Consider the following 26,968-nt stretch of genomic DNA (forward strand, 5'->3'; position numbering starts at 1 on the left):
GGAGCCCGCAGGCTCCCGTTACTTTACAGAGAAGGATTTAGCGTCCGCTTTCGTCCGCCAGCTGCGGTGACGCATCGCTGCTGTCATCCGCGTGCACCTCATGCTCTTTCATCGCCTCTGCCTGTACGCGTTTACGTACGCCAAACCAGCCAAGCACCAGCAGCACGGCGATCAGAGGAATGGATGCAATGGTGTAGGTGCCATTCGGGTAGTCGAATGCCATCAGCACCAGCACGCTGAGTAAGAACAGCAGCGTCAGCCAGGAGGTGAACGGCGCCCACGGCAGCTTAAAGCTGACATCTTCTGCCTTGCCCTCTTTGATCGCTTTGCGCAGGCGCATCTGGCAGACCACGATAAAGCCCCATGAGGAGATGATCCCCAGCGAAGCAACGTTCAGGACAATCTCAAACACCTGCGACGGCACATAGTAGTTCAGCACTACGCCAACGATGTAAACCGCTACCGTGACCAGGATACCGGCATACGGCACCTGCTGCTTGCTCATCTTCGACATAAACTCCGGCGCGGAGCCGCCCATCGACATCGAGCGCAGGATACGGCCGGTTGAATAGAGACCAGAGTTAAGGCTGGAGAGCGCCGCGCTCAGGACCACGATGTTCATGATACTGCCGACATAGGGAACGCCCAGCTTCGAGAAGAACGTCACAAACGGACTCTGTCCCGCCTGGTAGGCATTCCACGGCAGCAGCAGTACCAGCAGCACCACGGAGCCCACATAGAACAGGCCAATACGCCAGATCACGCTGTTGATCGCTTTCGGCAGCATGGTTTTGGGATCTTTGCACTCGCCGGCCGCGGTTCCCACCAGCTCAATCGAGGCAAAGGCGAATACCACTCCCTGCACCAGCACCAGCGCGGCCATCAGGCCATGCGGGAAGAGGCCGCCGTTATCAGTGATCAGATGGAAGCCGGTTGCGTTGCCGTCGAGCGGTTTACCGGTTCCGAGAAACACCACGCCAACAATCAGGAAGATCACGATTGCCAGCACTTTGACCAGGGCAAACCAGAACTCCATTTCGGCAAACCACTTCACGCCAATCATGTTCATGGTGCCGACAATAGCCAGCGCGCCGAGCGCGAATACCCACTGCGGTACGTCGCCAAACGCGCCCCAGTAATGCATATAGAGCGCCACGGCGGTGATATCGACGATCCCGGTCATCGCCCAGTTCACAAAATACATCCAGCCGGCTACATAAGACGCTTTTTCCCCGAGGAATTCACGCGCATAGGAGACAAAGCTGCCGCTTGAGGGGCGATGCAGAACCAGCTCACCCAGCGCACGGAGGATAAAGAAAGAGAAGATGCCGCACACCAGATAGACCAGTGCCAGCGCCGGACCTGCCAGCTGCAGGCGGGCGCCAGCGCCGAGGAACAGACCGGTGCCGATAGCACCGCCGATGGCGATCATTTGTACCTGTCGGTTACCCATCGCTTTGTGGTAACCGGTATCGTGAGAGTTCAGCCAGCGCCTTCTCGCAGCACGCTGTTCGTCGGGCGTTTTTTTAGTATGTTTCATAGCTTTCCTGTTTGTCCTGACCATCAATCACCGGCTGACCAATCGTTTGCGCCTGCGGTGCGAAATGGAGTAAAAAACCGGTACCCGAGCAGTGGAACGATGCGCGTGGTGACCCGGGAAATTACGGCGATGAATCCTACCCGTTCTGCATGAACGAAGCAAAATATACTGGCTGGGTGCACGATCTGATTTGTAAGAATCGGTCGTGACGCACAAAAAACAGGTCAGCAGCGCGACCGGTCGGGAGGACGCCAGAAAAACAGAGGGTATCCGTCGGGAATATCTGCTGTTTTTTCTCAGGCAGCGCGCCGGAAACGAGTGGCCGACAGGAAAGCGTTCTGCTCAGACTGGCCCGCCCGGCAGCGTAACATTTACATTTCTTCCATAATTACTCCACGTTTCTCTGATTTACACCGCGTAAAGTAAAGCAGGCTGGTCTCTGCAGAGTGTACCCGCCTCGCCTGCCAGCGCGCCTGCCGTGCGCGGCTCACATAATAATGAAAAGCTGCCGCTGAGGAGTAACAGAGTTATGTCGGACTTTTTTATCGACCGCCCGGTCTTTGCCTGGGTTCTGGCGATGTTACTCTGTCTGTGCGGTACGCTGGCTATTACCTCCCTTCCGGTTGAACAGTACCCGGATCTCGCTCCGCCCAATGTCCGGATCACGGCTAATTATCCCGGCGCCTCTGCGCAGACGCTGGAGAATACCGTGACGCAGGTTATCGAACAGAATATGACCGGCATCGATAACCTGATGTACATGTCCTCTAACAGCAGCAGTACCGGCCAGGTGCAGATTACCCTGACCTTTCTCGCCGGTACCGATCCCGATGAGGCGCGTCAGCAGGTACAGAACCAGCTGCAGAGCGCCCTGCGCAAACTTCCGGCCGCCGTTCAGGCGCAGGGGGTTAACGTCAATAAAACCGGCGACAGCAATATTCTGATGATCGCCTTTGTCTCCACCGATGGCAGCATGGACAAGCAGGATATTGCTGATTACGTTGCCAGTAACATCCAGGATCCGCTTAGCCGCATCGATGGCGTCGGTCAGGTGGATGCCTATGGTTCGCAATACGCCATGCGTATCTGGCTCGATCCCGCCAAACTGACCCGCTATGCGCTCACGACCGCCGACATCATACAGGCGATCGCGTCACAGAATACGCAGGTCGCCGTAGGCCAGGTCGGCGGATTACCGTCCATAGAAAAACAGGCGCTGAACGCCACGGTCAATGCGCAATCCATGCTACAGACGCCAGAGCAGTTTCGCGCCATTACCTTAAAAAGCAGCAGCAGCGGTGCAGTTGTCACGCTGGGTGATGTGGCCAGCATCGCCATGGGCGCAGAGAAATATGACTATCTGAGCCGCTATAACGGTCAGCCGGCATCAGGCCTGGGCGTCAAGCTGGCTTCAGGCGCGAATGAGATGAATACTGACCGGCTGGTCCGCGCCCGCGTCGCGGAGCTGGCGCACTATTTTCCGCCCGGCCTGGAAGCGAAAATCGCGTTTGAAACCACGCCTTTTGTTAAAGCGTCAATTAAAGATGTTGTTAAAACACTGCTGGAAGCCATTCTGCTGGTCTTTCTGGTGATGTATCTCTTTCTGCAGAATTTCCGCGCCACGCTTATTCCCACGATCGCAGTGCCGGTGGTGCTGCTGGGTACATTTACCGTGCTCTATCTCTGCGGCTTCAGTATTAACACCCTGACCCTGTTTGCCGTGGTGCTGGCGATTGGCCTGCTGGTCGATGATGCGATCGTGGTCGTGGAAAACGTTGAGCGCATCATGAGTGAGGAGGGATTATCGCCGCGCGCCGCCACGCGAAAATCGATGGGTCAGATACAGGGCGCGCTGGTGGGCATTGCGCTGGTTCTCTCCGCGGTCTTTATCCCGATGGCCTTTTTTAGCGGCACGGTGGGTGCCATTTATCGCCAGTTCTCAATCACGATTGTCTCCGCCATGGTGCTGTCGGTGCTGGTGGCGATGATCCTGACGCCCGCGCTCTGCGCCACGCTGCTTAAGCCACTGAAACAGGGCGAACATCATGGTCAGCGTGGGTTTTTCGGCTGGTTTAACCGCGCATTTAACGCCGGCACTCAGCGCTACGAGCAGGGCGTGGCGCGGCTGCTGCGCCAGAGTGGCCGCTGGATGCTGCTCTATGCCGCGCTGATCGGCCTGATGGCCTTTCTGTTTTTGCGCCTGCCGACCTCCTTTCTGCCGCTGGAAGACCGCGGCGTATTCATGACGCAGATTCAGCTGCCGCCAGGTTCAACGCTGCAGCAGACGTCACGCGTGGTAGAGAAAGTCGAACATTACTACCTCACGGCAGAAAAAGAGAACGTTACGTCGGTGTTTGCCACCATTGGATCCGGGCCTGGCGGCAACGGTCAGAACGTGGCGCGGCTGTTTGTCCGCCTTACTCCCTGGGATGAACGCCCGGGTGACGACCGCACCTCTTTTGCCATTATTGAGCGCGCTACCCGCGCATTTACCGCCATTGCTGAAGCGCGCGTGGTCGCCAGCAGTCCGCCAGCCATTAGCGGTATGGGCAGCTCATCCGGCTTTGACCTGCAGCTGCAGGATCACGGCGGCATCGGGCATACGCAGATGATGGCGATGCGCGATAAGCTGCTGGCGCTGGCGTCGGCCGATCCGGCGCTGTCGCGCGTGCGGCATAATGGCCTGGACGATACGCCTCAGCTGCAGATTGATATCGACCAGCGCAAAGCGCAGGCGCTCGGCGTCTCGCTGGACACCATCAATCAGACCCTCTCTACTGCCTGGGGCTCGACTTATGTGAATGATTTTCTCGATCGCGGCCGGGTCAAAAAGGTCTATGTGCAGTCTGCGCCGGAGTTTCGTATGCTGCCCGGCGATATCAATAAATGGTACGTGCGCAACAGCAGCGGCGGCATGGTGCCCTTCTCTGCCTTTGCTACCAGCCGCTGGGAAACCGGCTCGCCGCGCCTTGAGCGCTACAACGGTTATGCATCACTGGAAATTGTTGGCGAAGCGGCCAGCGGCGTCAGCAGCGGAACAGCCATGGATGCGATGGAGAAGCTGGTGGCGCAGCTGCCGCTGGGCACTGGCTTCCAGTGGACCGGCGCATCTTATCAGGAACGATTATCCGGCGCGCAGGCCCCGGCGCTCTATGCTATTTCGCTGCTGGTGGTGTTTTTGTGTCTCGCAGCCCTCTATGAAAGCTGGTCTATTCCTTTCTCGGTGATGCTGGTTGTGCCGCTGGGCGTCGTGGGTGCCCTGCTGGCAACCTGGCTGCGCGGGCTGGAAAACGACGTCTATTTTCAGGTGGGTCTGCTGACGGTAATCGGCCTCTCTGCGAAAAACGCGATCCTGATCGTGGAGTTTGCGAATGAGATCAACAGTAAAGGCCGCGAACTAAAGCAGGCTACGCTTGAAGCATCGCGTCAGCGCCTGCGCCCGATATTAATGACTTCGCTGGCCTTTATGTTTGGCGTCCTGCCGATGGCGATCAGCAGCGGCGCAGGTTCAGGCAGTCAGCACGCGGTAGGTACCGGCGTTCTGGGCGGTATGCTGACCGCCACGCTGCTGGCTATCTTCTTTGTACCCTTATTCTTTGTGCTGGTCCGGCGTCGCTTTCCGCTGCGTGAGAAACCACAGGATTAACCGGCATGAAAAAGCCGCCGGAAGAGGCTCCCGGCGGCTTTATTGATGTGTGTGGTCAGAATCACAGCAAGGGGGGAAATACCCTGCTTTCCTCGTCACGCGTTACTTACGTAACATCGCTTCGATAAATTCTTTCCAGTTCCCCAGTTCATGTTCAACCATAACAACCTCTCTTATTGTGATGGCAATTGTACGCCGCTTTTTTCTGCAGGTGAATACGTTTTCACCTCTTATCACTATCGGCAGAAGCAGGTAAAAGCTGCAGTTTTTCTTTTTTGTGTCCTGACGCACATTCCTGCAACCTGATGTTCAGGCTGAAAAATAATTTTTTTCGCATGCTGTAGCACAATTCCGTGATTAAGATAATCCTTACCAGCCTGATAATCAGGCAGCGCGCAGTTTGCGCTCAAAATGAAAGCGTTTACTGGTCCTGATTAGCGTTTTCGATTAAAGCCTGCAGATGATGAAAAATGCAGGCAACATCCACTGGCGCTCACCGCAGGCAACCCGCTGTGGTAAACTCGCGCGCAGATTTTTTTGCAGAACGGGAAACAGCTATGACAGCGCAGTGGGTGATGTACGGAATCAAAAATTGCGACACCGTAAAAAAAGCGCGCAATGCATTAACCGCGTCCGGCATCGACTACCGGTTTCACGATTACCGCGCGGATGGACTGGATGCCGCGCTGCTGCAGCACTTCATTGATCGGCTCGGTTATGAAGCGCTGCTTAATACGCGTGGAACGACCTGGCGTAAGCTGCCGGAAGCAGAGCGTGCCGCGATTAATGATGCGGCCAGCGCCAGCGCCGTGATGCTGGCACAGCCCGCCATCATTAAACGTCCGCTGCTTGCCGCCCCCGATGGCAGCCTGCTGCCGGGCTACAGTGCCGATCTTTACCACGCCTTTATTCAGGAGAAGTCATAACATGTTCTGTCCGGTTATTGAGCTGGCTCAGCAGCTCATCCGTCGCCCTTCGCTGAGTCCGGATGATGCGGGCTGCCAGGCCTTGCTGATCGCCCGGCTGGAGGCTATCGGTTTTCAGATTGAGCAGATGCATATTAATGACACGCTGAACGTCTGGGCCACGCGCGGTCACGGGGAAACTTTAGCGTTTGCCGGACACACAGATGTCGTGCCGCCCGGTGATGCAAATCGCTGGATCAACCCGCCGTTTGAGCCCACTATCCGGGATGGCATGCTGTTTGGACGCGGTGCCGCCGATATGAAGGGCTCGCTGGCAGCGATGGTGGTCGCCGCTGAACGGTTTGTTGCCGCGCATCCGCAGCACAAGGGCCGCCTGGCGTTTCTGATTACCTCCGATGAAGAAGCCAGCGCGGTTAACGGCACGGTCAAAGTGGTGGAGCGCCTCATGGCACGTCATGAACGCCTGGATTACTGCCTGGTGGGTGAACCCTCCAGTACAGAAATTGTCGGGGATGTGGTGAAAAACGGCCGGCGCGGTTCCATGACCGCAAACCTGACGCTGCACGGCGTGCAGGGCCATGTCGCCTACCCGCACCTGGCAGATAACCCGGTACACCGTGCGATGCCGGCGCTGAATGAGCTGGTGGCCACCGAGTGGGATCAGGGCAACGCTTTCTTTCCGCCAACCAGCATGCAGATTGCGAATGTGCAGGCGGGTACCGGCAGCAATAACGTTATTCCGGGTGAGTTTTTTGTGCAGTTTAACTTTCGCTTCAGCACTGAGCTGACCGATCAGATGATTAAAGATCGCGTGACGGAACTGCTGGATCGCCACCAGCTGCGCTATACGCTGGAGTGGACTGTCTCCGGACAACCCTTCCTGACGTCACGCGGCAAGCTGGTCGACGCCGTGGTAAACGCCGTAACGCACTATAATGAAATTAAGCCGCAGCTGTTAACCACAGGTGGCACCTCCGACGGACGCTTTATTGCCCGTATGGGCGCGCAGGTGGTGGAGCTTGGTCCGGTTAACGCCACAATTCATAAAATCAATGAGTGCGTCAAAGCGTCAGACCTGCAGCTGCTGAGCCGCATGTATCAGCGCATTATGGAGCAGCTGATCGCCTGACCGCACAAACAAGGAGACGGGGCATGGAGTGGTTAAAAGAGTACTGGTGGATACTGGTGATTGTGCTGATGGTGGGCGTGCTGATGAACGTCTATAAAGATCTCAAGCGCATCGATCACAAGAAATATATGGATAACCGGCCGGATTTGCCCCCGCATCGTGATTTCAACGATAAGTGGGATGATGAAGATGACTGGCCAAAGAAAAAATAGGCCTGGGGCGCATAAATACATCAGGGGCGCATAAATGCGCCCCCTACAAAAATTGTAGGGGCGGCATTCATGCCGCCCGTCCCGGCGGATTGGTTGTAGGGGCGGCATTCATGCCGCCCTGGCCGCAATTTGGCAACGGACGCGTAAATACCCAGGGGCGCATAAATGCGCCCCCTACGGGCACCCGCAGGGGCGGCATTCATGCCGCCCGCTCCTACAGGAGCATCACAACGTCGTCGTCGTTTGGCTTTGCCCCGCTCAGCGCTTCATCAAAATAGCGGCGCGGTATGGTATATTGCAGATGATGCAGCGCCCGCGCCATGCTGCGTTCATCTATCGCATGCGGCAGATCGTCCACCACGTCCAGCGTCACATCTCCCCCCAGCTCAGTCAGACGCTGGTTTGCCGCTTCAGCATGCTGTAGCGGTACCTGCTCGTCATCGTCGCCATGAATAAGATGAATAGTATTACGCCTGCTGGCCCGTTCCGGCAGCGTGGTATAGCGCCCGCTAAAGGCAACTACCCGTCCGGCAAGCTCCGGCTGCGCTTTTACGCCCTCCAGTACCATGGTGCTGCCCTGCGAGAAGCCTACCAGCGCCGTCGCTTCCGGCCGGACGCCAGCGGCGCGCTGCCAGTGCCGGACAGACTCAATAAACACCGGCATGACCGCATCAACACACTGCTGCGGCGAACGATCCTGGGCAGGATAATCCATGAACCACTGGCGGCCCTGCGGCACATTACCCGCATAAGGCGCACCAACTGACACCACCTGCGCGTCCGGAAACGCCTGCGCAAACCAGCTGCCAATCTGTGCCATCGCATCAGGGTTATCATCCGCGCCGTGATAAAGCAGAAAGAGCTGTACAGCCTGCACCGGCTGCTGAACAACAACATATCGTAAAGCCATACTGACCTCCTGTAATCACTATACGCCGCAGCCAGCAGAGTGATACCGGGAAAATTTGAATAAGAACCCTGATTTATTGCAACAACGTCAGCTGCTGCTGCCAGGCTTGCGCTGCCTGCGGATCGAGCCGTTCAAGCGCCTCGGCCGTCTCCTGACGCAGCCGCTGTATCACCGCTTTGCGGCCGCTGAGACCGGCGCTGCTGCCCGCCTCACTCAGCGTCTGTTGCTGAAGCAGTATGGCCTGCGTTAACGGCTTTGGCTGTACGCGTACCAGCCGCTGCAGCACCGCATAGCTCGCTTCGAACGGGCGCTGCGCCCAGGCAAAACCGGCCAGCAATGCCACATCCTCTTCATTAAGATCCTGCTGCAATGCTGTCGCGCCCTGCAGCGGTAAATCGATAAGGTCGCGCAGCCAGACGGCGTCGCGTGCCAGCCGCTGTGCCGCCTGCATCTGCAATAATTTTCCGGCCGGCGTCAGCGCGCAGATAGCCATCGCGGCATAGCAGCCGCTGCTCGCTTCACGCTGCGATCCGACCCGCACCAGCGTGAAGCCGCAGGCGTGCCAGAAACGCCATAGCGTCGCCGTGTAACCAAAGCTCACTGACAGGAAATCGCAGCCGTCGGCCTGCTGACGCGCCTGTGCGACCAGCGCACGGCCCACTCCCTGCTGACGGCAGGCTGCGGTGACCGCAATACGACTGATGCGCAGGGAGCGCAGCGTGGCCGCCGTACAGAAACCCGCGTGGGCCGCCAGGGACTGCGCCACCAGATTACCGCGCGGGCGACGCGTACCCGCCCAGACCGCCTGCGCCAGCGCGGTATCCAGCCCGCCCTCTTCAACCAGCCACAGCGCACCGGCCACGCTCTCCGGCGTACCGGCCAGCCAGAGTTGCATCCCCGGCGCGTCCAGCAGGCGTCGCAGGTCGAGCGGCGAGGTACGATAGTGCGCACTCGCCAGCAGACGATAACCCGCTTCCAGCGCAGCGGGATGCGCATCCGGTGTTACTTTACAGAGCATTGGTTCTGATGCCGGTTCAGTCTGATCCGCTTCTTCGAACAGCAGCGCGCGATTAAGCCACTGCTCCAGCGGATCCTGAGCGCTCCAGCGCAGGGGTTCATCCAGCGTAAAAGCGTGAACGTCAGGCAGGGTGGCGCAGAAGCGCAGCAGGAAGCCGCGTCCGGTGCCCTCATACCCCTGCACCGTTGTGGTCAGCAGCACGCGCGGAAAACGCGCGACCAGTTGCTGCAGCAGCGGCGCCGGGATCGCGGCAGCCTCATCAACGATCAGCCAGCCAGGCAGCGGATCAGCCGGCTGCTGCAGGATCGCATCAGGAGCCATAAAGGAAAACTGCTCGCCGGCAAACTGCGCCAGCACGTCTGTTGACACCTTTGCCGGAGCCGTGACCAGCACGCGTGACACAGTACGCGCCAGCATGCCGGCCAGCGCCGACTTACCGCGCCCGCGCGGGGCCGTGACCACCGCCACACCGGAGGTGAGCGCCTGCAGCTGAGCAAGAATAGTCGCCTGCTGCTGTGGCGCACGACACTGCCACTGCGGCCAGACGCCTGCAGCGGGCTGACGCACCGGCTGATGCTGACGCTGCAGCAGCACCTGATCATCTGCCAGCATCAGCTGCTGCAGGCGATGTATAAAGCGGGGCGTGACAATCGGCTCTGCAACATCGGCCCAGCGCAGGCTGTCTGCATCGGCAGTTGTCGCCCAGCTCTCCCACGGCGGCGTCAGCAGCAGCAGCCAGCTGCCGGCGCGCAGCGTGCCCGCCAGCGCGGCAAATGCCTCAGCGTGAAAGCCGTATCGCGCGTCGAACAGCGCATGCGTAAACTCACGTCCCAGCAGCGTACGCAGCGCGGCCGGGGCAACGTGCGGCGTCAGGTCGCGGGCGCTGCTCAGCGTGATCCAGTCACCCGGCAGCGCCTGCTGCCATAGACCGGCCTGCTCGCGCACCCAGTGTGCATCGCCCGCAATCACCGCTAAGCGACGAATGCCTGCCTGCTGCATCGCCGCCGTGATCACTGCACAGGACATCAGTTTGTGGCGAAGGTGTTACACTGGCCCGGATCGCCGCCGTCATAACCGCGTTTGAACCAGGTGTAACGCTGTTCAGATGTGCCGTGCGTGAAGCTGTCCGGCACCACGCGCCCCTGGCTCTGCTGCTGCAGGCGGTCGTCACCAATCGCTTCTGCCGCGTTAAGCGCTTCCTGCAGATCGCCTGTTTCCAGAATGTTCTGCTGCTGCATATAGTGGCCCCAGACGCCGGCAAAACAGTCGGCCTGCAGCTCCATTTTCACTGACAGCTGATTCACCTGTTTCTCGCTGGCGCCCTGCTGCATCTCACGTACTTTCGGCTCGATACCCAGCAGTTTCTGCACGTGATGCCCTACTTCATGCGCAATCACGTAGCCCTGCGCAAAGTCGCCGCCTGCGCCAAGTTTGGTTTTCATCTCATCGTAGAACGAAAGATCAATATAGACACTCTGGTCAGCCGGACAGTAAAACGGGCCCATCGCCGCCTGGCCGGTTCCGCAGTGGGTGCGCGTCACGCCGCGATACATCACTAGCTTTGGTGGCACATACTGTTTGTTCATCTGCTTAAACAGCTTGTCCCAGGTATCTTCTGTGGTCGCAAGGATCACCGAGGTAAATTTCGCCGCCTCGTTATCCTGCGCGGAGTCCACCTGGCGCTGCTGCACCGGTGCGCCGCCCCCGCCGCCCAGCAGTCCGGTAAGGTCATAACCGTAATACCCGGCGATCGCTACCACCACCAGCAGGATAATGCCGCCTTTGCCACGCGGCAGCCGGATCTGTCGCCCGCCTCCGCCAAAACCTGATGATTCGCCGCGACGATCTTCCACATTGTCGCTTTCACGACGCCCTTGCCAGCGCATGGCCTGCTCCTGTTTATTTTTCTTCAGATAGGCATGATTTTAGATGGGGCCAGGCATAATCACCAGCGTTGCAGCCCGGCAGATGACGGATATAAAAAAGGGCCGTCTGCAGAGACGGCCCGATATTACCTGCCACGTGATGCGGTTTAGTCGAGTTTTACCCCGAGGCGCTGCGCTACGGCTTCATACGCTTCAACGACGCCGCCGAGGCTCTGACGAAAACGGTCTTTATCCATTTTGTCCATGGTCTCTTTGTCCCACAGGCGCGCGCCGTCGGGTGAGAACTCATCGCCCAAGGTAACTTCACCGTTGAACAGACCAAACTCCAGCTTGAAATCCACCAGAATCAGACCGGCGTCATCAAACAGTTTGCTCAGTACCTCGTTGGCTTTATACGTCAGCTCCTGCATACGTGCCAGGTTCGCTTTACTGACCCAGCCAAAGGTTTCGCAGTACGACTCGTTGACCATCGGATCATGTTTGGCGTCATCTTTCAGGAAGAGATCAAACAGCGGCGGACTGAGCAGCATGCCCTCTTCCACACCAAGGCGTTTGACCAGCGATCCGGCCGCGCGGTTGCGGATCACACACTCTACCGGCACCATCTCCAGCTTTTTCACCAGCGCTTCGTTATCAGACAGCAGCGCTTCCATCTGAGTAGGAATGCCCGCTTCCTGCAGCCTGGTCATAATAAAGTGGTTAAACTTGTTGTTTACCATGCCTTTACGATCAAACTGTTCGATTCGCGCTCCGTCTCCTGCTGATGTATCGTTGCGGAACTCAAGTACCAGCAAATCCGGATTGTCGGTACTGTATACGGTTTTCGCTTTACCGCGATACAACTCAGCTCGCTTTTGCATCTTGTTAACTCCAGACATGAAATAACCCGTGTTCAGCGGTGTTCCACCGCGCAACGACTGCGTGACGCAATCGTTTACCTCGCCGGGCGCCATTATGCCAAAATCAAAACAAAAAGGCCGGAGAATCTCCGGCCTTTACACAATTATTTATTCAGTGCGCCCTGCATGACGGCGACCAGCGCATCGTTCTGCGCCTGGGTCAGCACGTGACCCTTGGGATCGATAAACTGCAGACTACTGCGGTTATCAAGGTCGCCGACCTGCAGCTTATAGTCACCGTTCGGCAGCTCCGGATCTTTGGCGCCAATCGCGTCAAATGCACTGCTGCCCGGTTGCTTGTAGGTCACTTTCAGACTGCCCTGCGAACGGTTGTCATCTGTGACTTCCATGCCTGCACGCTGCAGCGCCGCCGGCAGTCGCTGCCAGGTGACGTTAAACGGCGAACGCAGGATCAGCAGCGGCAGGCCGGTGTCATCCGCGCCACTCTGTACATCGATCTGCCCGGTTGCACGCCCGGCGGCGGCATCCTGACTGGCGGTATCGATCTTATCCAGACCGGTGCTGAGATCGTTAAGCATCTGGCCGGTATAGCGCTGAACCTGAGCCGGTGAAGTCACCGTCTGGCCCTGCTGCTGCAGCTCAAGCAGACGCACCGTCAGAACCTGCTGATACCCCTGGTTCTGGACGCTGATCTGATAGCGCCCGCGATACTGATTATCTTCATCTGCGCGGTTCCACTGCACCCAGTCGGTAGTGAGCTGCTGCCCGGCATCATTACGCTGAGCAATCGGGAATTTATAGGATTGCACCACGTTGACCACCTGTGACCAGATAGAGCCACGGCTGCTTTCCAGCGCGAGTACGCCGGTATTACCGGTGAACTGCGCCCGGGTACCGTTCATCAGCGCCAGCGGCTGCGCCGGCGGACGAATATCAAGCGCTTTACCCAGTGCGCCATTGGCTACGCGATGCGGAACCTCATAGTCGCCGTTCTGTATCGGCAGTATTGCTCCTGCCGGCGCGTTTAAATCACGCAGTTCAGGCGTCTGAAGATAGGACTCATCGCCGCTCACCTGGCGCTTGTAACGCTGATCGCTGGAACAGGCTGTCAGCAGCAACAGGGTAGACAGGCCCGCTACTGTTGCCAGCGTCGAACGCTTAACTGAAAAACTCATTGATTCTCCCTAAATTAACGCAGACCCGCTTTAATAAGTGCCTGCGCTGTTTTTTCCTGACCCGCGCTGGTCAGCGGCGTCATTGGCAGGCGCAGCGTGTCATCCGCGATCAATCCCAGCTGTTTCGCGGCCCATTTTACCGGAATAGGATTGGGCTCACAGAAAAGCGTCTGGTGCAGATGCATCAGACGCTGATTCAGGCGGCGCGCGTCGGCAAATTTGCCCTCCTGCGCCAGCGCGCAGAGTTCAGCCATTTCACGCGCCGCAATGTTGGCGGTGACAGAAATAACGCCTTTGCCGCCCAGCTGCATGGAATCCAGCGCGGTGGCATCATCGCCACTGACAATAATGAACTCGTCACCAACCAGCTGTTGGATCTGTGAAACGCGCGATAAGTTCCCGGTCGCCTCTTTAATACCGATAATATTTTTGATTTCCGCCAGGCGTGCCACTGTTTCCGGCAGCATGTCGCAGCCGGTACGTGACGGGACGTTATAAAGCATCTGCGGCAGGTCGGTGCTTTCCGCAATCGCTTTGAAGTGCTGATAAAGCCCTTCCTGAGTCGGACGATTGTAGTAAGGCGTTACGGTCAGACAGCCGACTACGCCGGTGCCGGTAAAGCGTTTTGTCAGAGAGATCCCTTCAGCAGTGGCGTTAGCGCCCGTTCCGGCAATGACCGGAATACGGCCATCGGCCAGCTCCAGGGTTTGCATAACCACATCACCATGCTCTTCATGGCTGAGCGTTGCAGATTCGCCGGTGGTGCCAACAGAAACGATCGCTGCGGTTCCGCTGGCGACATGATAATCAATCAGTTTTTTCAGACTCGGGCGGCAAACCTGGCCCTGGTCATTCATAGGCGTAATGAGTGCAACAATACTTCCGGTGAACATGGGCTATCCCCTCGACAAACAAGTGCCTCATGTTACGTTTTACCTTGAAAGAAAAGCAAGCGAGCCAGCCCATTCCCGCGCTTGTCAGCAGTTTTTTTTATGTTTACCTTATAGTTATTAGCGAACGTACAGGAAAACTCATTTTGTCGCAGCCACAGCCGCATCATCTGGTCATCACTGCCCTTGGCGTTGATCGTCCAGGTATCGTTAACGCTATTACCCGCCATGTCAGCAGTTGCGGCTGTAATATTGAAGATAGCCGTCTGGCCATGCTCGGCGATGAGTTCACCTTTATTATGCTGCTTTCCGGCAGCTGGAACGCTATCACGCTGATTGAATCCACCCTGCCGATGAAAGGGGCTGAGCTGGAGCTGCTGATAGTGATGAAGCGAACGAATGCACGCGCCACGCCACCGATGCCGGTGACGGTCCGGGTTCAGGTAGAAGTGCCGGATTCACCACGCATTATTGAGCGCTTTACCGATCTGTTTGATAAACACCAGCTGAACATCGCTGAGCTGGTATCGCGTATCAACCCGGCTCAGGACAATGAACAGCCGGTACTCTATATTCAGATGACGGCACACAGCCCGGCTAACCGGGTCAGCGCGCCCATAGAGCAGGCGTTTAATCAGCTCTGTGAAGAACTGCATGCACAGGGCTCAATTCGCCTCTATAGTGTCACCGACGACAGCAGCAGTGTCCTGTAATCAGGCTCCGGGTTATTTCGCCACACACTCTGTTGCGGCAACATAACGTGTTATGAAATAACCCTGAGGTAAACGTCCGGCAGGCCAGCAGGCGATGCCGGGTGTCATACCCACAGCATGAACAAAAAACGGAGAGTTGTGATGAATCCACTGAAAGCCGGTGATACCGCACCGAAATTTAGCTTGCCCGATCAGGACGGCGAACAAGTAAATTTGGCCGACTTCCAGGGACAGCGTGTTCTGGTCTATTTCTACCCGAAAGCGATGACGCCAGGCTGTACCACTCAGGCCTGCGGCCTGCGCGACAACATGGATGAGTTGAAAAAAGCGGGCGTTGAGGTACTGGGTATCAGCACCGACAAGCCGGAAAAACTGTCCCGTTTTGTTGAGAAAGAGCTGCTGAATTTCACGCTGCTCTCTGATGAAGATCACCAGGTGTGCGAGCAGTTTGGCGTCTGGGGTGAAAAGTCCTTTATGGGCAAAAGCTACGATGGCATTCACCGCATCAGCTTCCTGATTGGTCAGGATGGTAAAGTGGAGAAGGTGTTCGACAGCTTTAAAACTTCAGACCATCACGATATCGTGCTGGATTACGTTAAGTCTGCCTGATCACAAGCGGTGCGCTTCTGCTGCGCACCGCTTCCCGTTACCTCTTACTCTGTGACCTGCCGTTCCGGCATGGTTTCCGGCCAGGCGCGCACCACCGCTTTCACCAGCGTGGCCAGCGGAATAGCAAAAAATACGCCCCAGAACCCCCACAGTCCGCCAAAAATAACCACTGACAGAATAATCACCAGCGGATGCAGGTTCACCGCCTCTGAAAACAGTACCGGGACCAGTACGTTGCCATCCAGTGCCTGAATCACCAGATACACCACCATCAGCGTCCAGAAGTCGCTGCTGAGCCCCCACTGAAACAGTCCGACGCCGATCACCGGCAGCGTGACAGCCAGCGCACCGACGTAAGGGATCAGTACCGAAACGCCCACCAGCACCGCCAGCAGCAGCGCATAATTGAGTCCCAGCAGCAGAAAGGCGATCCAGCTGACGACGCCGGTCACCACCATCTCCAGCACCTTGCCGCGAATATAGTTGGTGATTTGCTGATTCATCTCTTTCCATACCGTACCTGCCAGCCCGCGATTACGCGGCAGCACGCGCCGTACTGCGTTCAGCATCTGATCTTTATCTTTCAGCAGGAAAAACACCATCAGCGGCACCAGTACCAGATAGATCATCAGCGTCATCAGGCCAACCAGCGAAGCCAGCGAATAGCGCACCAGAGATTCGCCCAGGCCGGTCAGGCGGCTGCGCAGATTTTCCACGATAATATCGATAATGCCTGCATCCACCAGCGCCGGAAAACGCTGCGGCAGCGCAGCAGCAGAGACATAGAGCTTGTTAAGCATGTTGGGCAGATCGCGCGTCAGGTTAATGCCCTGCTGCCAGGCAACCGGCGCCACTATCAGTACCATAACCAGCAGAATGCCGGCGAAAAGTATTAACACGATGCTGGTTGCCCAGCTGCGGCTGCAGCCGATACGCTGCAGCCGGACCACAGGCCACTCAAGCAGATAAGCGAGCACCAGCGCCATCAGCAGCGGGGCCAGCAACCCGCTAAAGAAAAACAGAATGCAGAACGCCGCCAGCAGAATCACCAGCAGGCCAATCGCCTGCGGATCGCTGAAGCGACGCTTGTACCATTGAAACAACAAAGACAACATCAACCTTATCCTTTTACTGCACCAGAACGGCACGTAGCCGTCCGCTTATCGACCCGCACGCATCAGCGTATAATGCTGCTGACCAGCGCGTCATGGCCGGCAATCATCACACAGTTTCGTCCGGCGTGCTTGGCCTGATAGAGCGCCGCATCCGCCTGCCTGAGACTCTCCTCCTGCGTGCCCTGCTGCGGTTGCCAGCAGGCGATGCCCACTGAGAGCGTGATATGGCCGGGCGGATCAATCCAGCGCTCTGCAATGCTGACGCGTACCCGCTCGGCAATAACCCGCGCCTCTTCAATAGTGGTTGCCGGCAGCAGCATCAGAAACTCTTCGCCACCGTTACGGCAGACCACATCCGTCTGACGGGCGTTGCTGCGCAACGTCTGCGCAACCTGCTTAATCACGTCGTCGCCCGCGCTGTGGCCAAAATTATCATTGACCCGTTTAAAGTGGTCGATATCCAGCGCCAGCACGGCAAACGGCTGCTGCATCGCATCAAAATAGTCGAGCACGGCGTGCAATCCGCGCCGGTTGAGCAGCTGTGTCAGGGGATCGCTTTGCACTTCTGACTTAAGGCGCCCGATTTTATCCTGTACCAGTCCGATACCGGTCAGCAGTGCCCGTTTCACCTGCGCCGCCTCAAAATACCACGCGCGGATGCCGCCAATTTCTGCCGACACCCCCTGCGTATCCATCTGGCTCGCTTTTCGCGACAGCTGCCAGAGCGGCAGCGCAATCAGCCGGGCCAGCACGATCGCCACCAGCAGCGTCAGCAGCGCAAACGGCACCGAATTCTTCAGCACGTTCAGCAGCAGGCCGGAAAGCGGAGCCAGCGTAACCGCCACAGGCTTAAGCGCCACAACCATCCAGCCGGTACCCGGCACCACCGCGTAGCCAATCAGCTTGTTGCTGTTGTTCTCCGTGATCTGTGCGGTGCCGCTGCTGCGCTCCTCCCGCTCGCGTTCGCTGATAATAGCCGGCACGCTTTTACCCACCAGCTGGCTGTTCTGGTGATAAAGCACCTGATTGTTACGATCCAGGACAAAAATCTGGGTCCCGTCGCGATAATATTGCTCGCCCAGCAGCGCATTCAGGATACTTTTCTTCTTCAGATAGAGCGTGCCGCCCACGTAACCCAGATAACGCCCTTCGCTATTCCAGACAGGCCATGAAACAAACACGATGAGATTGTTCGCGGCTGAGATCACCGCCCTGCTGACCAGCGGCTGCCGCTGCGTCAGCGCTTCCCGGGACGCCTGGCTGGTAAGCTGCATGCCCTTCAGCGTCAGGGATTCCGGCGAGATCGCTTTCACGATGCCGTTACTGTCCACCACCGCGACGGAATTGAAGCTGCTGGTCTGCTCACGCAGGCGGCTGACTTCCTGCTGCGCGAGCGCCTCATCGTCAAACGCCTGGCCCAGCAGGTTAGCGCTGAAGTGCAGCTGCGACTGCGCCTGCTGAAAGAAAAGTTCTGTGGTGGTTGCCAGCTTTGTCGCGTAGGCGCGGTTGGCTTCCAGCGTGGTTTCAATCAGCACCATGCGCTGCACGCGCCAGGTCGCATAGAGCGTGTTTGCCAGCGTGATGACAATACTGATAATTGCCAGCAGCGCGATCAGCGTCCGCAGGTCAGTTTTTGGCCGGATTCGCGTCAGCATAACGCCGCCGCGCGGATAGGTTGCTTCATAGATTTACGTGCCTGACGCTGTGGTGATTGAGGGGGTCACTTGTTGTTATGAGAGACACACAAGTGTACACCGCTCAGGTCGTTTCAGCACGGATCATCCCGCCGGACTGGCAACAGAACTCTTTTTTACGCTGGATCGGTTTGCGGATTGAAGCAGAGAGGTGACAGCGGCCTGCGCCGCTGTCGGCTGAAATCACAGCATCAAAAAGGCGTATCCTTCATTCTGCAGCGTAGCGACCGTCGTGCCGCTGGAGAGCGTATGGGTTACGCGGGTATCGATCCAGTCACGCTGCAGCTGGTGAAATGCTACGGACTGATCGCAAATCGTGACTTTGACGCCTGCTTTTTTCAGCTCATCAATCAGTTTCAGGTTCGGGTTGTCAAAACCGTACGCCTTGTGAAACTGCTCATTATTCAGTGCAGCCGGGACCGCATCGCTGTTAATGGACACCACAAAGTTCAGCTGATTAAGCGGCACACCCGCAGCGTAATAGAGGTTGGTTACGCGCGCCACGCGCTCCAGACCCAGATTAGGCTGATGAATATCACCTTCGCTGCGGTTGATCTGAAACACAATTTTGTTGCTCAGCCCGGGCGTCATTGCCGGGTTGTAGTCCGGCGTATTCACAAAGTGAATTTTGCCGTAGCCGGCAATTGCCGGGGTACTCCAGAAGTCAGCGGGCTCCGCTTTTTTATCGGCAAATTTACCGCTGACTTTATCCACCAGCTCAGGAAGCTGTAACACATTGCCGCCGACAAACCCTGCCAGCGCGGCGATAACAATATAAGACGCTACACGCATTCTGTTTCTCCTTAACCGAAACGATTACATCTGCAAAAGGGCATAGCCCTGATTTTCCAGCGTGGAGACCGTAGTCGGGCTGGAGAGCGCATGGATCACTGAACGATCGATCCAGGCGTTGGGATAGTGATGAAAGGCAACAGACTGATCGCATACGGAGACTTTTACGCCCAGCTTATTCAGCGCATTGATCAGCGGCAGATTGGGGTTATCAACGCCATAAAATTGCCTGAAGTGGCTGTTGTCCAGCGTGGCAGGCGTCGCATCGCCGGTCATGGAGACAACAAACGCCAGCTGATCGACAGGGATCCCGGAGGCAACATAGAGATTCACCACGCGCGCAACCCGTTCCAGGCCCAGGTTAGGACGTTTGATATCGCCTTCATTTTTGGTGAGCTGAAAAATGACTTTATTGCTCAGGCCGGCCACCGGCTTAAAGGCCGCATCTGCTTCGTAGTGAATCTTGCCATAGCCTTCAATGGCGGGCGTGCTCCAGAACCCCTCGGGATCGGCAGGCTCAGCGGTAAAATGTTTCGCCACACGCTGATAGAGGTCGTCTCCTTTGATTATTCCTGCTCCGACCACGCCTCCCAGAACAGCAATCAGGGCATAGCTTACTGCTGAACGCATACAAACTCTCCGGCATACACGGCACGTGTATTAACAGTCCACAAGGAAAAAAGTGCCTTATCTATACCACAGCGCATACGGAACGGCGTGACCGACCCACACGGCATAAGCGCGTTTTAGTTGCGCGCAACATAATTAGCTGTGCTGATTAAACAGGGAATTCGATGGTCATGACGTCAGCGCTGCAGAATAGGCTGGCCGGAAAGCAGGTTTACCAATGCTTACCAGGCGGGTTGACGAGCGGGTTAATCCTGACCATTAATTTCTGTTAAGGTCGGTTTTTATCTGGCGCTGATGATAAAAAAAGCTGATGGAACAGGGTGATAGTTGAGGTCAGCGCCGCGCTGCTTTTCAGAGAATACCTGGAAAAATCCATGCCAGATTCAATATTTTTGAGCAACTTTACGTAACTTTGAATTCATAGTGACTTATCCGCCCGTCTGTCGCTGCATTACTGTTCAGTTTTTTGCGGCAAAACAGCGACTCACACTGCTAAACGCTCCATTATGCGCTTCTGTGGCCGCTCTCTTTGCAACCCGGCGGCCTGCGGTTAAGATAACGGCAGAGCAGAAAATCCGATTCACATCGAACATTTACCCTCTCTTCTGTCCGGCGACAGATGAGCATTATCAGGATCGAGGCATGTTAAACCGACTGCGTATCTCCGTACTGGCTACCCTCATTCCTGCGCTGCTGCTGACGCCAGCCTTCAGCGCACGCGCCGATCTCAGTGATAACCTGCCCGACATCGGCACGACGGCAGGTTCCACGCTATCCATTAATCAGGAACTGCAGATGGGCGATTTTTACGTGCGCCAGCTGCGGGCCAGTGCGCCGCTGATTCAGGATCCGCTGCTGAATCAGTACATTAATGCGCTGGGGCAGCGTCTGGTGGCGCACGCCAGTTCAGTACGCACGCCGTTTCACTTTTTCCTGATCCAGAACGACGAACTCAACGCCTTTGCCTTTTTTGGCGGTAACGTGGTGCTGCACGCCTCCCTGTTTCGCTATACCGACAATGAAAGCCAGCTCGCCTCGGTGATGGCGCACGAGATTTCACACGTGACGCAGCGCCATCTGGCGCGCGCCATGGAGGAGCAGAAACGCAGTGCGCCGCTGACCTGGGTCGGTGCGCTGGGTTCTATTCTGCTGGCGATGGCAAATCCGCAGGCGGGAATGGCCGCTCTGACCGGTACGCTGGCAGGCACCCAGCAGGGCATCATCAGCTTTACGCAGGGTAATGAGCAGGAAGCGGATCGCATCGGTATTCAGGTGCTGCAGCGCGCCGGTTTTGATCCGCAGGCGATGCCCGCCTTTCTGGAAAAGCTTGCCGACCAGACGCGCTTCTCTTCCCGGCCACCGGAAATTCTGCTGACGCACCCGCTGCCTGACAGCCGCCTCTCTGACGCGCGCAACCGCGCAAACCAGATGCGTCCGGTGGTGGTCCAGTCGTCGCAGGATTTCTATATGGCGAAAGTGCGTGTACTGGGCATGTATCCGACCGGCCGCAATCAGCTCACTGACGATCTGCTGAATGAGTATGCGAAAGGCAATCTGCGTGAACAGCAGGCGGCGCAGTATGGCAAAGCGGTGCAGTTTCTGCAGGCCAAAGATTTTGCGAATGCCAGACGTACGCTGGCGCCGCTGCTGGCGAAACAGCCGGATAACGTCTGGTTTCTTGATCTGATGACCGATATCGATCTGGGGCTAAACCAGCCGCAGCAGGCGATCGCCATGCTGAGCAGCGCCCGCGGCGGCGGCAGCGATCCGGTGCTGCAGCTCAACCTGGCTAACGCTTATGTGGAAGCGAAGCAGCCCGCCAGCGCCAGCCGCATTCTTAACCGCTATACCTTTGCCCACCCGGACGACCTTAACGCCTGGGATCTGCTGGCACAGGCGTCGGCGGCTCAGGGATTACGTGATGAAGAGCTGTCGGCACGGGCAGAGAGCCTGGCGCTCAGCGGTCAGCTCGATCAGGCCATTACCGCGCTGGGCAGTGCCAGCGCACAGGTGCCGCTTGGCAGTCTGAAGCAGGCACGGTATGACGCCCGAATCGATCAGCTGCGTGAGCTGCAGCGGCGTTTCCGCCAGTATCAGAAAGGATAACGTCAGAGCCCGAGCGTCTCTTTAACAAACGGGATCGTCAGTTTGCGCTGGGCGCTGATAGAGGCGCGGTCAAGACGATCCAGCGTTTCAAACAGCGTGCGCATTTCACGATCGAGGCGCTTCAGCAGAAAGCGCCCGACATCTTCCGGCAGCTCAAAACCGCGCAGACCGGCACGCAGCTGCAGCGCCTGCAGTTTGTCCTCATCAGAGAGCGGCTGCAGACGATAAATTTGCCCCCAGTCGAGACGGGATGCCAGATCCGGCAGGCCAAGATTGAGCTGACGCGGCGGCCGATCGCCGGTGATCAGCAGGCGGGTTTTGCCGGTTTCCAGAATGCGATTGTAGAGGTCAAATATCGCCATCTCCCACTCCGCCTCTCCGGCAATACACTCAATGTTATCGATGCAGACCAGCGCCAGATTCTCCATGCCTTCCAGTACTTCCGGCACAAACCAGGTACGCTTATCCAGCGGTACATAGCCTACCGCCTCATCGCGGGCGGACATTTCAGCGCACGCCGCGTGCAGCAGGTGACTGCGCCCCCCGCCCTCGCGTGACCAGAAATAGAGATAGCTGCCGTGTTGCTGCGCCAGTGCGCCGCGCAGTGCGGCAAGCAGCGACGGATTGTCCCCTGGCCAGAAGCTGGCAAAGGTTTCATCATCGGGTAAGTAGAGTGGCAGTGAGAGCTGTGCCGGCGTGTTCAGAAGTACCTCAGCAAGTGAGCGGGCAGAAAACCGCGCAAGTTTATCACGATCCTCTGCAGAGATGAACCGGGCGTCCCTGCCCGGCGGACGCGCTTAGCGATCCTGATGTTCCTGCGCGTCCAGCACCACCTCTTCCGGGCGTAAGATATTGATAACCCGGAAAATCAATGCCAGCGCAACGCCCACCAGCGTAGCCAGTGCCATGCCTTTCAGCTCTGCCGCGCCGATATGGACTTTGGCACCGCTCACGCCGATGATCAGGATCACTGAGGTCAGGATCAGGTTCTGCGCTTTGTTGTAGTCCACTTTCGATTCAATCAGCACGCGAATACCGGAGGCGCCGATCACGCCATACAGCAGCAGCGATACGCCGCCCATTACCGGCACCGGGATCGCCTGAATCGCCGCCGCCAGCTTGCCCACGCAGGAGAGCAGAATGGCAAAAATGGCTGCTCCGCCAATAACCCAGGTGCTGTAAACGCGGGTGATCGCCATCACACCGATGTTTTCGCCATAGGTCGTATTGGGCGTTGACCCAAAAAAGCCGGAGAACATGGTGGAGAGGCCGTTGGCGAACATGGAGCGGTGCAGCCCCGGATCGCGGATCAGATCTTTCTTCACAATATTTGCAGTCACCACCAGGTGCCCGACGTGCTCGGCAATCACCACCAGCGCGGCAGGCAGAATGGTCAGCATGGCTGCCCACTCAAAGCGCGGCGTGTAAAAGGTCGGCAGCGCAAACCAGGGGGCGTTTTCCACGCTGCGCCAGTCAACAATCCCCAGCATTGATGAGAGTGCGTAGCCCACCAGCACACCAATCAGGATTGGGATGATGGCAAGAAAACCGCGAAACAGCACGGAGCCAAACACCGTGACCGCCAGCGTAACCATGGAGATCAGCACGGTGGTGCTGTCCGGTGCCGTACCTTCTGCCGGCAGCAGGCCCGCCATGTTCGCCGCCACGCCTGCCAGTTCCAGGCCGATAACGGCCACGATAGCGCCCATCGCAGCGGGTGGAAACATCACATCCAGCCAGCCGGTGCCCGCTTTTTTCACAATCAGCGCCACAATACAGAACAGCAGACCGCACAGAATAAAGCCGCCCAGCGCCACTTCGTAACCCAGCGGCAGCAGCAGCAGTACCGGTGAAATAAAAGCAAAGCTGGAGCCGAGATAAGCGGGAATTTTACCTTTGCAGATAAACAGATAGAGTAACGTGCCGACGCCATTAAACAGCAGCACGGTCGCCGGGTTAATATGAAACAGTATCGGCACCAGCACCGTGGCGCCAAACATCGCAAACAGATGCTGCAGGCTGAGTGGAATGGTTTGCAGCAGCGGCGGGCGTTCGCTCACCCCAATGGCACGTCTCGTCATCGTATCCCCTTCCCTTCCTGTATTACAGGCGGTTAATTACTGTTTTTTTGTTAAAAAAAAACCGACTCTCTGGTCGGCTGCTCAAATACTGTTCTTTAAAAAATGCTAATGCATATTCTGCCTGCAGGCGCAGGCCGGGTGTTGCTGGCGGCAATGGGTTCACGGCCAGCGCGCAGCAGCCGGAGCGTACCGGCGCAGGCAACGGTTTCGGGCACTGCCCGGAGGCAGAGTGACCAGCAACATACCCCGGAGTAAACATTATTTCGTTCCGAAGATCTTATCACCGGCATCGCCGAGACCCGGAATGATATAGCCTTTCTCATTCAGCCCCTGATCGACTGACGCGGTATAGAGCTCAACGTCCGGATGCGCTTTCTCCAGCGCCGCAATGCCTTCCGGCGCCGCCACCAGTACCAGCACCTTGATGCTGCTGCAGCCCGCTTTTTTCAGCAGGTCGATGGTTGCAATCATGGAGCCACCGGTCGCCAGCATCGGATCGACGACCAGCGCCATGCGTTCTTCGATGTTAGAGACCAGCTTCTGGAAATAGGGCACCGGCTCCAGCGTCTCTTCATCGCGGTAGACGCCCACCACGCTGATACGCGCGCTTGGTACGTGCTCCAGCACCCCTTCCATCATGCCGAGACCGGCGCGCAGAATAGGGACCACGGTAATTTTTTTACCTTTGATTTGATCAACATCAACCGGGCCGTTCCAGCCTTCAATCGTCACGCGTTCGGTTTCGAGATCGGCGGTGGCTTCATAGGTCAGCAGGCTGCCTACTTCCGAGGCCAGCTCGCGAAAGCGTTTGGTGCTGATATCATGCTCACGCATCAGGCCGAGTTTGTGTTTAACCAGCGGGTGTCTGACTTCCACGATTTTCATGATTGTTCTCCCGGAATTGAGTTGAGCTAAAAAAAATCGCCGGATTATACCGCCTTTTTGCTTTTGCGCCACAGCGGATTGCGCAGGGGGGTGGCTGCCTGTCCTGAGAATAGCGGAATTGCGAAAATCTGACACAACGAATATCCGGCGCGAGATCAGACTCGCAAACGTTTGCCTGCGCTGTTAGAATTGCCGCGCTTAATTTTTGCCACCAATCGCAATCGCGTGGGGATTCCGCAGTGACCGACAAAACCTCTCTCAGCTACAAAGACGCCGGTGTTGATATTGATGCTGGTAACGATCTGGTTGACCGTATTAAAGGCGTAGTAAAGAAAACCCGCCGCCCGGAAGTGATGGGTGGGCTGGGCGGCTTTGGCGCGCTGTGTGCGCTGCCGCAGAAATATCGCGAGCCGGTGCTGGTTTCGGGAACGGATGGCGTCGGCACCAAGCTGCGCCTGGCGATGGATCTCAAGCGTCACGACAGCATCGGTATCGATCTGGTCGCAATGTGTGTGAACGATCTGGTGGTACAGGGCGCTGAGCCGCTGTTCTTCCTCGACTACTATGCAACCGGCAAGCTGGACGTTGACACCGCCTCTGCGGTGATTACCGGTATTGCCGAAGGCTGCCTGCAGTCAGGCTGTGCGCTGGTTGGCGGAGAGACAGCGGAAATGCCGGGCATGTATCACGGCGAAGATTATGATGTTGCCGGCTTCTGCGTCGGCGTGGTCGAGAAATCAGAGATCATCGACGGCAGTAAAGTCCAGGATGGTGACGTGCTGATTGCCCTGGGAGCAAGCGGCCCGCACTCCAACGGCTATTCGCTGGTACGCAAAATTCTGGAAGTCAGCGCCACCGACCCGGAACGCGAGCAGCTGGAAGGTAAGTCGCTGGCCGATCACCTGCTGGCCCCGACCCGCATCTATGTAAAAAATATCCTGAGCCTGATTGAGCAGGTGGATGTTCACGCCATTGCCCACCTTACCGGCGGCGGCTTCTGGGAAAACATTCCGCGCGTGCTGCCTGATAATACGCAGGCGGTACTGGACGAGCAGAGCTGGCAGTGGCCGGCGGTGTTCAGCTGGCTGCAGCAGGCCGGGAACGTCAGCCGTCATGAGATGTATCGCACCTTTAACTGCGGCGTCGGCATGGTGATTGCCCTTAGCCCGGATGAAGCCGACAAAGCGGTCCAGCTGATGCAGGATGCCGGCGAGCAGGCGTGGAAAATCGGCGTTATTAAGGCGTCTGATTCCGCAGAGCGTGTGGTTATCCATTCATGAAAAAACTGGTTGTACTGATCTCCGGCAACGGCAGCAATCTTCAGTCCATCCTTGACGCCTGCGCCAGCGGGCGGATCAACGGCAGCGTTGCTGCCGTTTTCAGTAATAAAGAGCACGCTTACGGCCTGACGCGCGCGCAGCAGGCGAGCGTGCCGGGCCTGGCGCTGTCGCCCGGCGACTTCCCCGATCGCGAAGCCTTTGATCGCCAGCTGATGCAGGAGATAGACGCCTGCGAGCCCGATCTGGTGGTGCTGGCAGGGTATATGCGCATTCTCAGCAGCGCCTTTGTTGCGCACTACCACGATCGCCTGCTGAACATCCACCCTTCTCTGCTGCCAAAATATCCTGGCCTGCATACCCATCGTCAGGCGCTGGAGAACGGCGATAAGGAGCACGGCACGTCGGTGCATTTTGTCACCGATGAGCTGGATGGTGGTCCGGTGGTCCTGCAGGCGCGGGTACCGATTTTTGCCGGCGATGATGAAGCTGAGATAACGGCGCGCGTGCAGCATCAGGAGCATGCTATCTACCCGCTGGCGATCGGCTGGTTTATGGATGGCCGGCTGGTGATGCGCGACGGCAGGGCCTGGCTGGATGGTCAGCCGCTGCCCGCACAGGGGTATGCACCCTAGGGATGCCCGGGGCGCATTAATGCGCCCATTCGATATCCCGCGACCCGGGGTGCATGAATGCGTCCATTTGATATCCCGCAACCCGGGGCGCATGAATGCGCCCCCTACATTTATCCCCCCCGTAGGGGGCGCATTCATGCGCCCCTGGGTTAATTCGCGTGCGGAACCTAATGACGCCATTCATGCGCCCCTGGGTTAATTCGCGTGCGGAACGCGATGACGCCCGTTCGATACCCCGC

The 26,968-nt window shown here is 57.5% G+C and carries 24 protein-coding genes; 9 read left to right on the forward strand and 15 right to left on the reverse strand.

Going from position 1 to position 26,968, the window contains the following annotated elements; genetic code table 11:
• Nucleotides 1-37 precede the first annotated feature (37 nt).
• Nucleotides 38-1,540 carry an L-asparagine permease gene (ansP, locus tag B3041_RS05050; protein WP_065648725.1) on the reverse strand — a complete coding sequence of 501 codons (1,503 nt, stop codon included), beginning with the start codon at nt 1,538-1,540 and terminating at the stop codon, nt 38-40.
• A 529-nt stretch (nt 1,541-2,069) separates the two neighbouring features.
• On the opposite strand from ansP, the gene acrD reads away from it, so the two are divergent.
• Nucleotides 2,070-5,186 (forward strand): multidrug efflux RND transporter permease AcrD, encoded by a 3,117-nt coding sequence (gene acrD, locus B3041_RS05055; protein WP_065648724.1) that lies wholly within the window; start codon nt 2,070-2,072, stop codon nt 5,184-5,186.
• A gap of 102 nt (nt 5,187-5,288) precedes the next feature.
• On the opposite strand, the gene ypfM is transcribed toward acrD, so the two are convergent.
• Nucleotides 5,289-5,348 carry a protein YpfM gene (gene ypfM, locus B3041_RS16885; protein WP_104085366.1) on the reverse strand — a complete coding sequence of 20 codons (60 nt, stop codon included), beginning with the start codon at nt 5,346-5,348 and terminating at the stop codon, nt 5,289-5,291.
• A gap of 395 nt (nt 5,349-5,743) precedes the next feature.
• Here ypfM and B3041_RS05060 point away from each other — a divergent pair, with 395 nt between their 5' ends.
• Genes B3041_RS05060 through B3041_RS05070 form a run of 3 tightly spaced genes read left to right on the forward strand, consistent with a single transcriptional unit; the run spans nt 5,744 to nt 7,453 of the window.
• Nucleotides 5,744-6,112: an ArsC family reductase gene (locus B3041_RS05060; protein WP_292969868.1), complete on the forward strand. Its 369-nt coding sequence runs from the start codon at nt 5,744-5,746 to the stop codon at nt 6,110-6,112.
• A gap of 1 nt (nt 6,113) precedes the next feature.
• A complete protein-coding gene (gene dapE / locus B3041_RS05065) occupies nt 6,114-7,241 on the forward strand; it encodes a succinyl-diaminopimelate desuccinylase (protein ID WP_065648723.1) in 1,128 nt (375 codons plus the stop codon).
• 23 nt (nt 7,242-7,264) lie between these two features.
• A complete protein-coding gene (locus tag B3041_RS05070) occupies nt 7,265-7,453 on the forward strand; it encodes a YpfN family protein (RefSeq protein WP_039379517.1) in 189 nt (62 codons plus the stop codon).
• Nucleotides 7,454-7,667: 214 nt separating this feature from the next.
• Here B3041_RS05070 and ypfH read toward each other — a convergent pair whose 3' ends face one another.
• The 6 genes from ypfH to dapA form a co-directional block, all read right to left on the reverse strand.
• Nucleotides 7,668-8,363: an esterase gene (ypfH, locus tag B3041_RS05075; protein WP_292969875.1), complete on the reverse strand. Its 696-nt coding sequence runs from the start codon at nt 8,361-8,363 to the stop codon at nt 7,668-7,670.
• A 73-nt stretch (nt 8,364-8,436) separates the two neighbouring features.
• The gene (locus B3041_RS05080) at nt 8,437-10,407 is read right to left on the reverse strand and encodes a tRNA(Met) cytidine acetyltransferase TmcA (protein ID WP_292969877.1); all 1,971 of its coding nucleotides are present in this window, start codon (nt 10,405-10,407) and stop codon (nt 8,437-8,439) included.
• A complete protein-coding gene (ypfJ, locus tag B3041_RS05085; RefSeq protein ID WP_292969879.1) occupies nt 10,407-11,267 on the reverse strand; it encodes a KPN_02809 family neutral zinc metallopeptidase in 861 nt (286 codons plus the stop codon). The genes B3041_RS05080 and ypfJ overlap by 1 nt, the downstream gene beginning before the upstream one ends.
• Nucleotides 11,268-11,413: 146 nt before the next feature.
• Entirely contained in the window at nt 11,414-12,127 is a 714-nt protein-coding gene (gene purC, locus B3041_RS05090; RefSeq protein WP_065648719.1) for a phosphoribosylaminoimidazolesuccinocarboxamide synthase, read from the reverse strand.
• A gap of 143 nt (nt 12,128-12,270) precedes the next feature.
• A complete protein-coding gene (gene bamC, locus B3041_RS05095) occupies nt 12,271-13,302 on the reverse strand; it encodes an outer membrane protein assembly factor BamC (protein ID WP_065648718.1) in 1,032 nt (343 codons plus the stop codon).
• Nucleotides 13,303-13,316: 14 nt separating this feature from the next.
• The gene (dapA, locus tag B3041_RS05100; RefSeq protein ID WP_065648717.1) at nt 13,317-14,195 is read right to left on the reverse strand and encodes a 4-hydroxy-tetrahydrodipicolinate synthase; all 879 of its coding nucleotides are present in this window, start codon (nt 14,193-14,195) and stop codon (nt 13,317-13,319) included.
• A 143-nt stretch (nt 14,196-14,338) separates the two neighbouring features.
• Here dapA and B3041_RS05105 point away from each other — a divergent pair, with 143 nt between their 5' ends.
• Together B3041_RS05105 and bcp are read left to right on the forward strand one after the other, a co-directional pair.
• Entirely contained in the window at nt 14,339-14,905 is a 567-nt protein-coding gene (locus tag B3041_RS05105) for a glycine cleavage system transcriptional repressor (protein WP_065648716.1), read from the forward strand.
• Between the two features lie 141 nt (nt 14,906-15,046).
• A complete protein-coding gene (gene bcp / locus B3041_RS05110; protein ID WP_065648715.1) occupies nt 15,047-15,514 on the forward strand; it encodes a thioredoxin-dependent thiol peroxidase in 468 nt (155 codons plus the stop codon).
• Nucleotides 15,515-15,558: 44 nt separating this feature from the next.
• Here the strand turns inward: bcp and B3041_RS05115 are convergent, their stop codons facing one another.
• The 4 genes from B3041_RS05115 to B3041_RS05130 form a co-directional block, all read right to left on the reverse strand.
• Nucleotides 15,559-16,629, reverse strand: a complete 1,071-nt coding sequence (locus tag B3041_RS05115; protein ID WP_292969884.1) for an AI-2E family transporter — start codon at nt 16,627-16,629, stop codon at nt 15,559-15,561.
• Between the two features lie 62 nt (nt 16,630-16,691).
• Nucleotides 16,692-18,284 carry a sensor domain-containing diguanylate cyclase gene (locus tag B3041_RS05120; protein ID WP_065648713.1) on the reverse strand — a complete coding sequence of 531 codons (1,593 nt, stop codon included), beginning with the start codon at nt 18,282-18,284 and terminating at the stop codon, nt 16,692-16,694.
• Nucleotides 18,285-18,506: 222 nt separating this feature from the next.
• The gene (locus B3041_RS05125; RefSeq protein ID WP_065648712.1) at nt 18,507-19,115 is read right to left on the reverse strand and encodes a DsrE family protein; all 609 of its coding nucleotides are present in this window, start codon (nt 19,113-19,115) and stop codon (nt 18,507-18,509) included.
• Nucleotides 19,116-19,139: 24 nt separating this feature from the next.
• Nucleotides 19,140-19,745: a DsrE family protein gene (locus B3041_RS05130; protein ID WP_292969888.1), complete on the reverse strand. Its 606-nt coding sequence runs from the start codon at nt 19,743-19,745 to the stop codon at nt 19,140-19,142.
• Between the two features lie 642 nt (nt 19,746-20,387).
• Here B3041_RS05130 and B3041_RS05135 point away from each other — a divergent pair.
• A complete protein-coding gene (locus tag B3041_RS05135; protein WP_065648710.1) occupies nt 20,388-21,851 on the forward strand; it encodes a tetratricopeptide repeat protein in 1,464 nt (487 codons plus the stop codon).
• Nucleotides 21,852-21,853: 2 nt separating this feature from the next.
• Here B3041_RS05135 and hda read toward each other — a convergent pair whose 3' ends face one another.
• The 3 genes from hda to upp form a co-directional block, all read right to left on the reverse strand.
• A complete protein-coding gene (gene hda / locus B3041_RS05140) occupies nt 21,854-22,555 on the reverse strand; it encodes a DnaA inactivator Hda (RefSeq protein ID WP_240484896.1) in 702 nt (233 codons plus the stop codon).
• Nucleotides 22,556-22,648: 93 nt separating this feature from the next.
• On the reverse strand, nt 22,649-23,932 hold the full coding sequence (gene uraA / locus B3041_RS05145) for a uracil permease (protein ID WP_292969891.1): 1,284 nt from the start codon (nt 23,930-23,932) through the stop codon (nt 22,649-22,651).
• A gap of 258 nt (nt 23,933-24,190) precedes the next feature.
• On the reverse strand, nt 24,191-24,817 hold the full coding sequence (gene upp / locus B3041_RS05150) for a uracil phosphoribosyltransferase (RefSeq protein WP_039379551.1): 627 nt from the start codon (nt 24,815-24,817) through the stop codon (nt 24,191-24,193).
• 239 nt (nt 24,818-25,056) lie between these two features.
• Between upp and purM the strand changes: the two genes are divergently transcribed.
• Nucleotides 25,057-26,097 carry a phosphoribosylformylglycinamidine cyclo-ligase gene (gene purM, locus B3041_RS05155; protein ID WP_065648706.1) on the forward strand — a complete coding sequence of 347 codons (1,041 nt, stop codon included), beginning with the start codon at nt 25,057-25,059 and terminating at the stop codon, nt 26,095-26,097.
• Nucleotides 26,094-26,729 carry a phosphoribosylglycinamide formyltransferase gene (purN, locus tag B3041_RS05160; RefSeq protein ID WP_065648705.1) on the forward strand — a complete coding sequence of 212 codons (636 nt, stop codon included), beginning with the start codon at nt 26,094-26,096 and terminating at the stop codon, nt 26,727-26,729. Before purM ends, purN begins: the two co-directional genes overlap by 4 nt.
• The last annotated feature ends 239 nt before the right edge of the window (nt 26,730-26,968 follow it).

The organism is Pantoea sp. UBA4549 (assembly GCF_002387285.1).
Lineage (GTDB): Bacteria > Pseudomonadota > Gammaproteobacteria > Enterobacterales > Enterobacteriaceae > Pantoea > Pantoea borealis.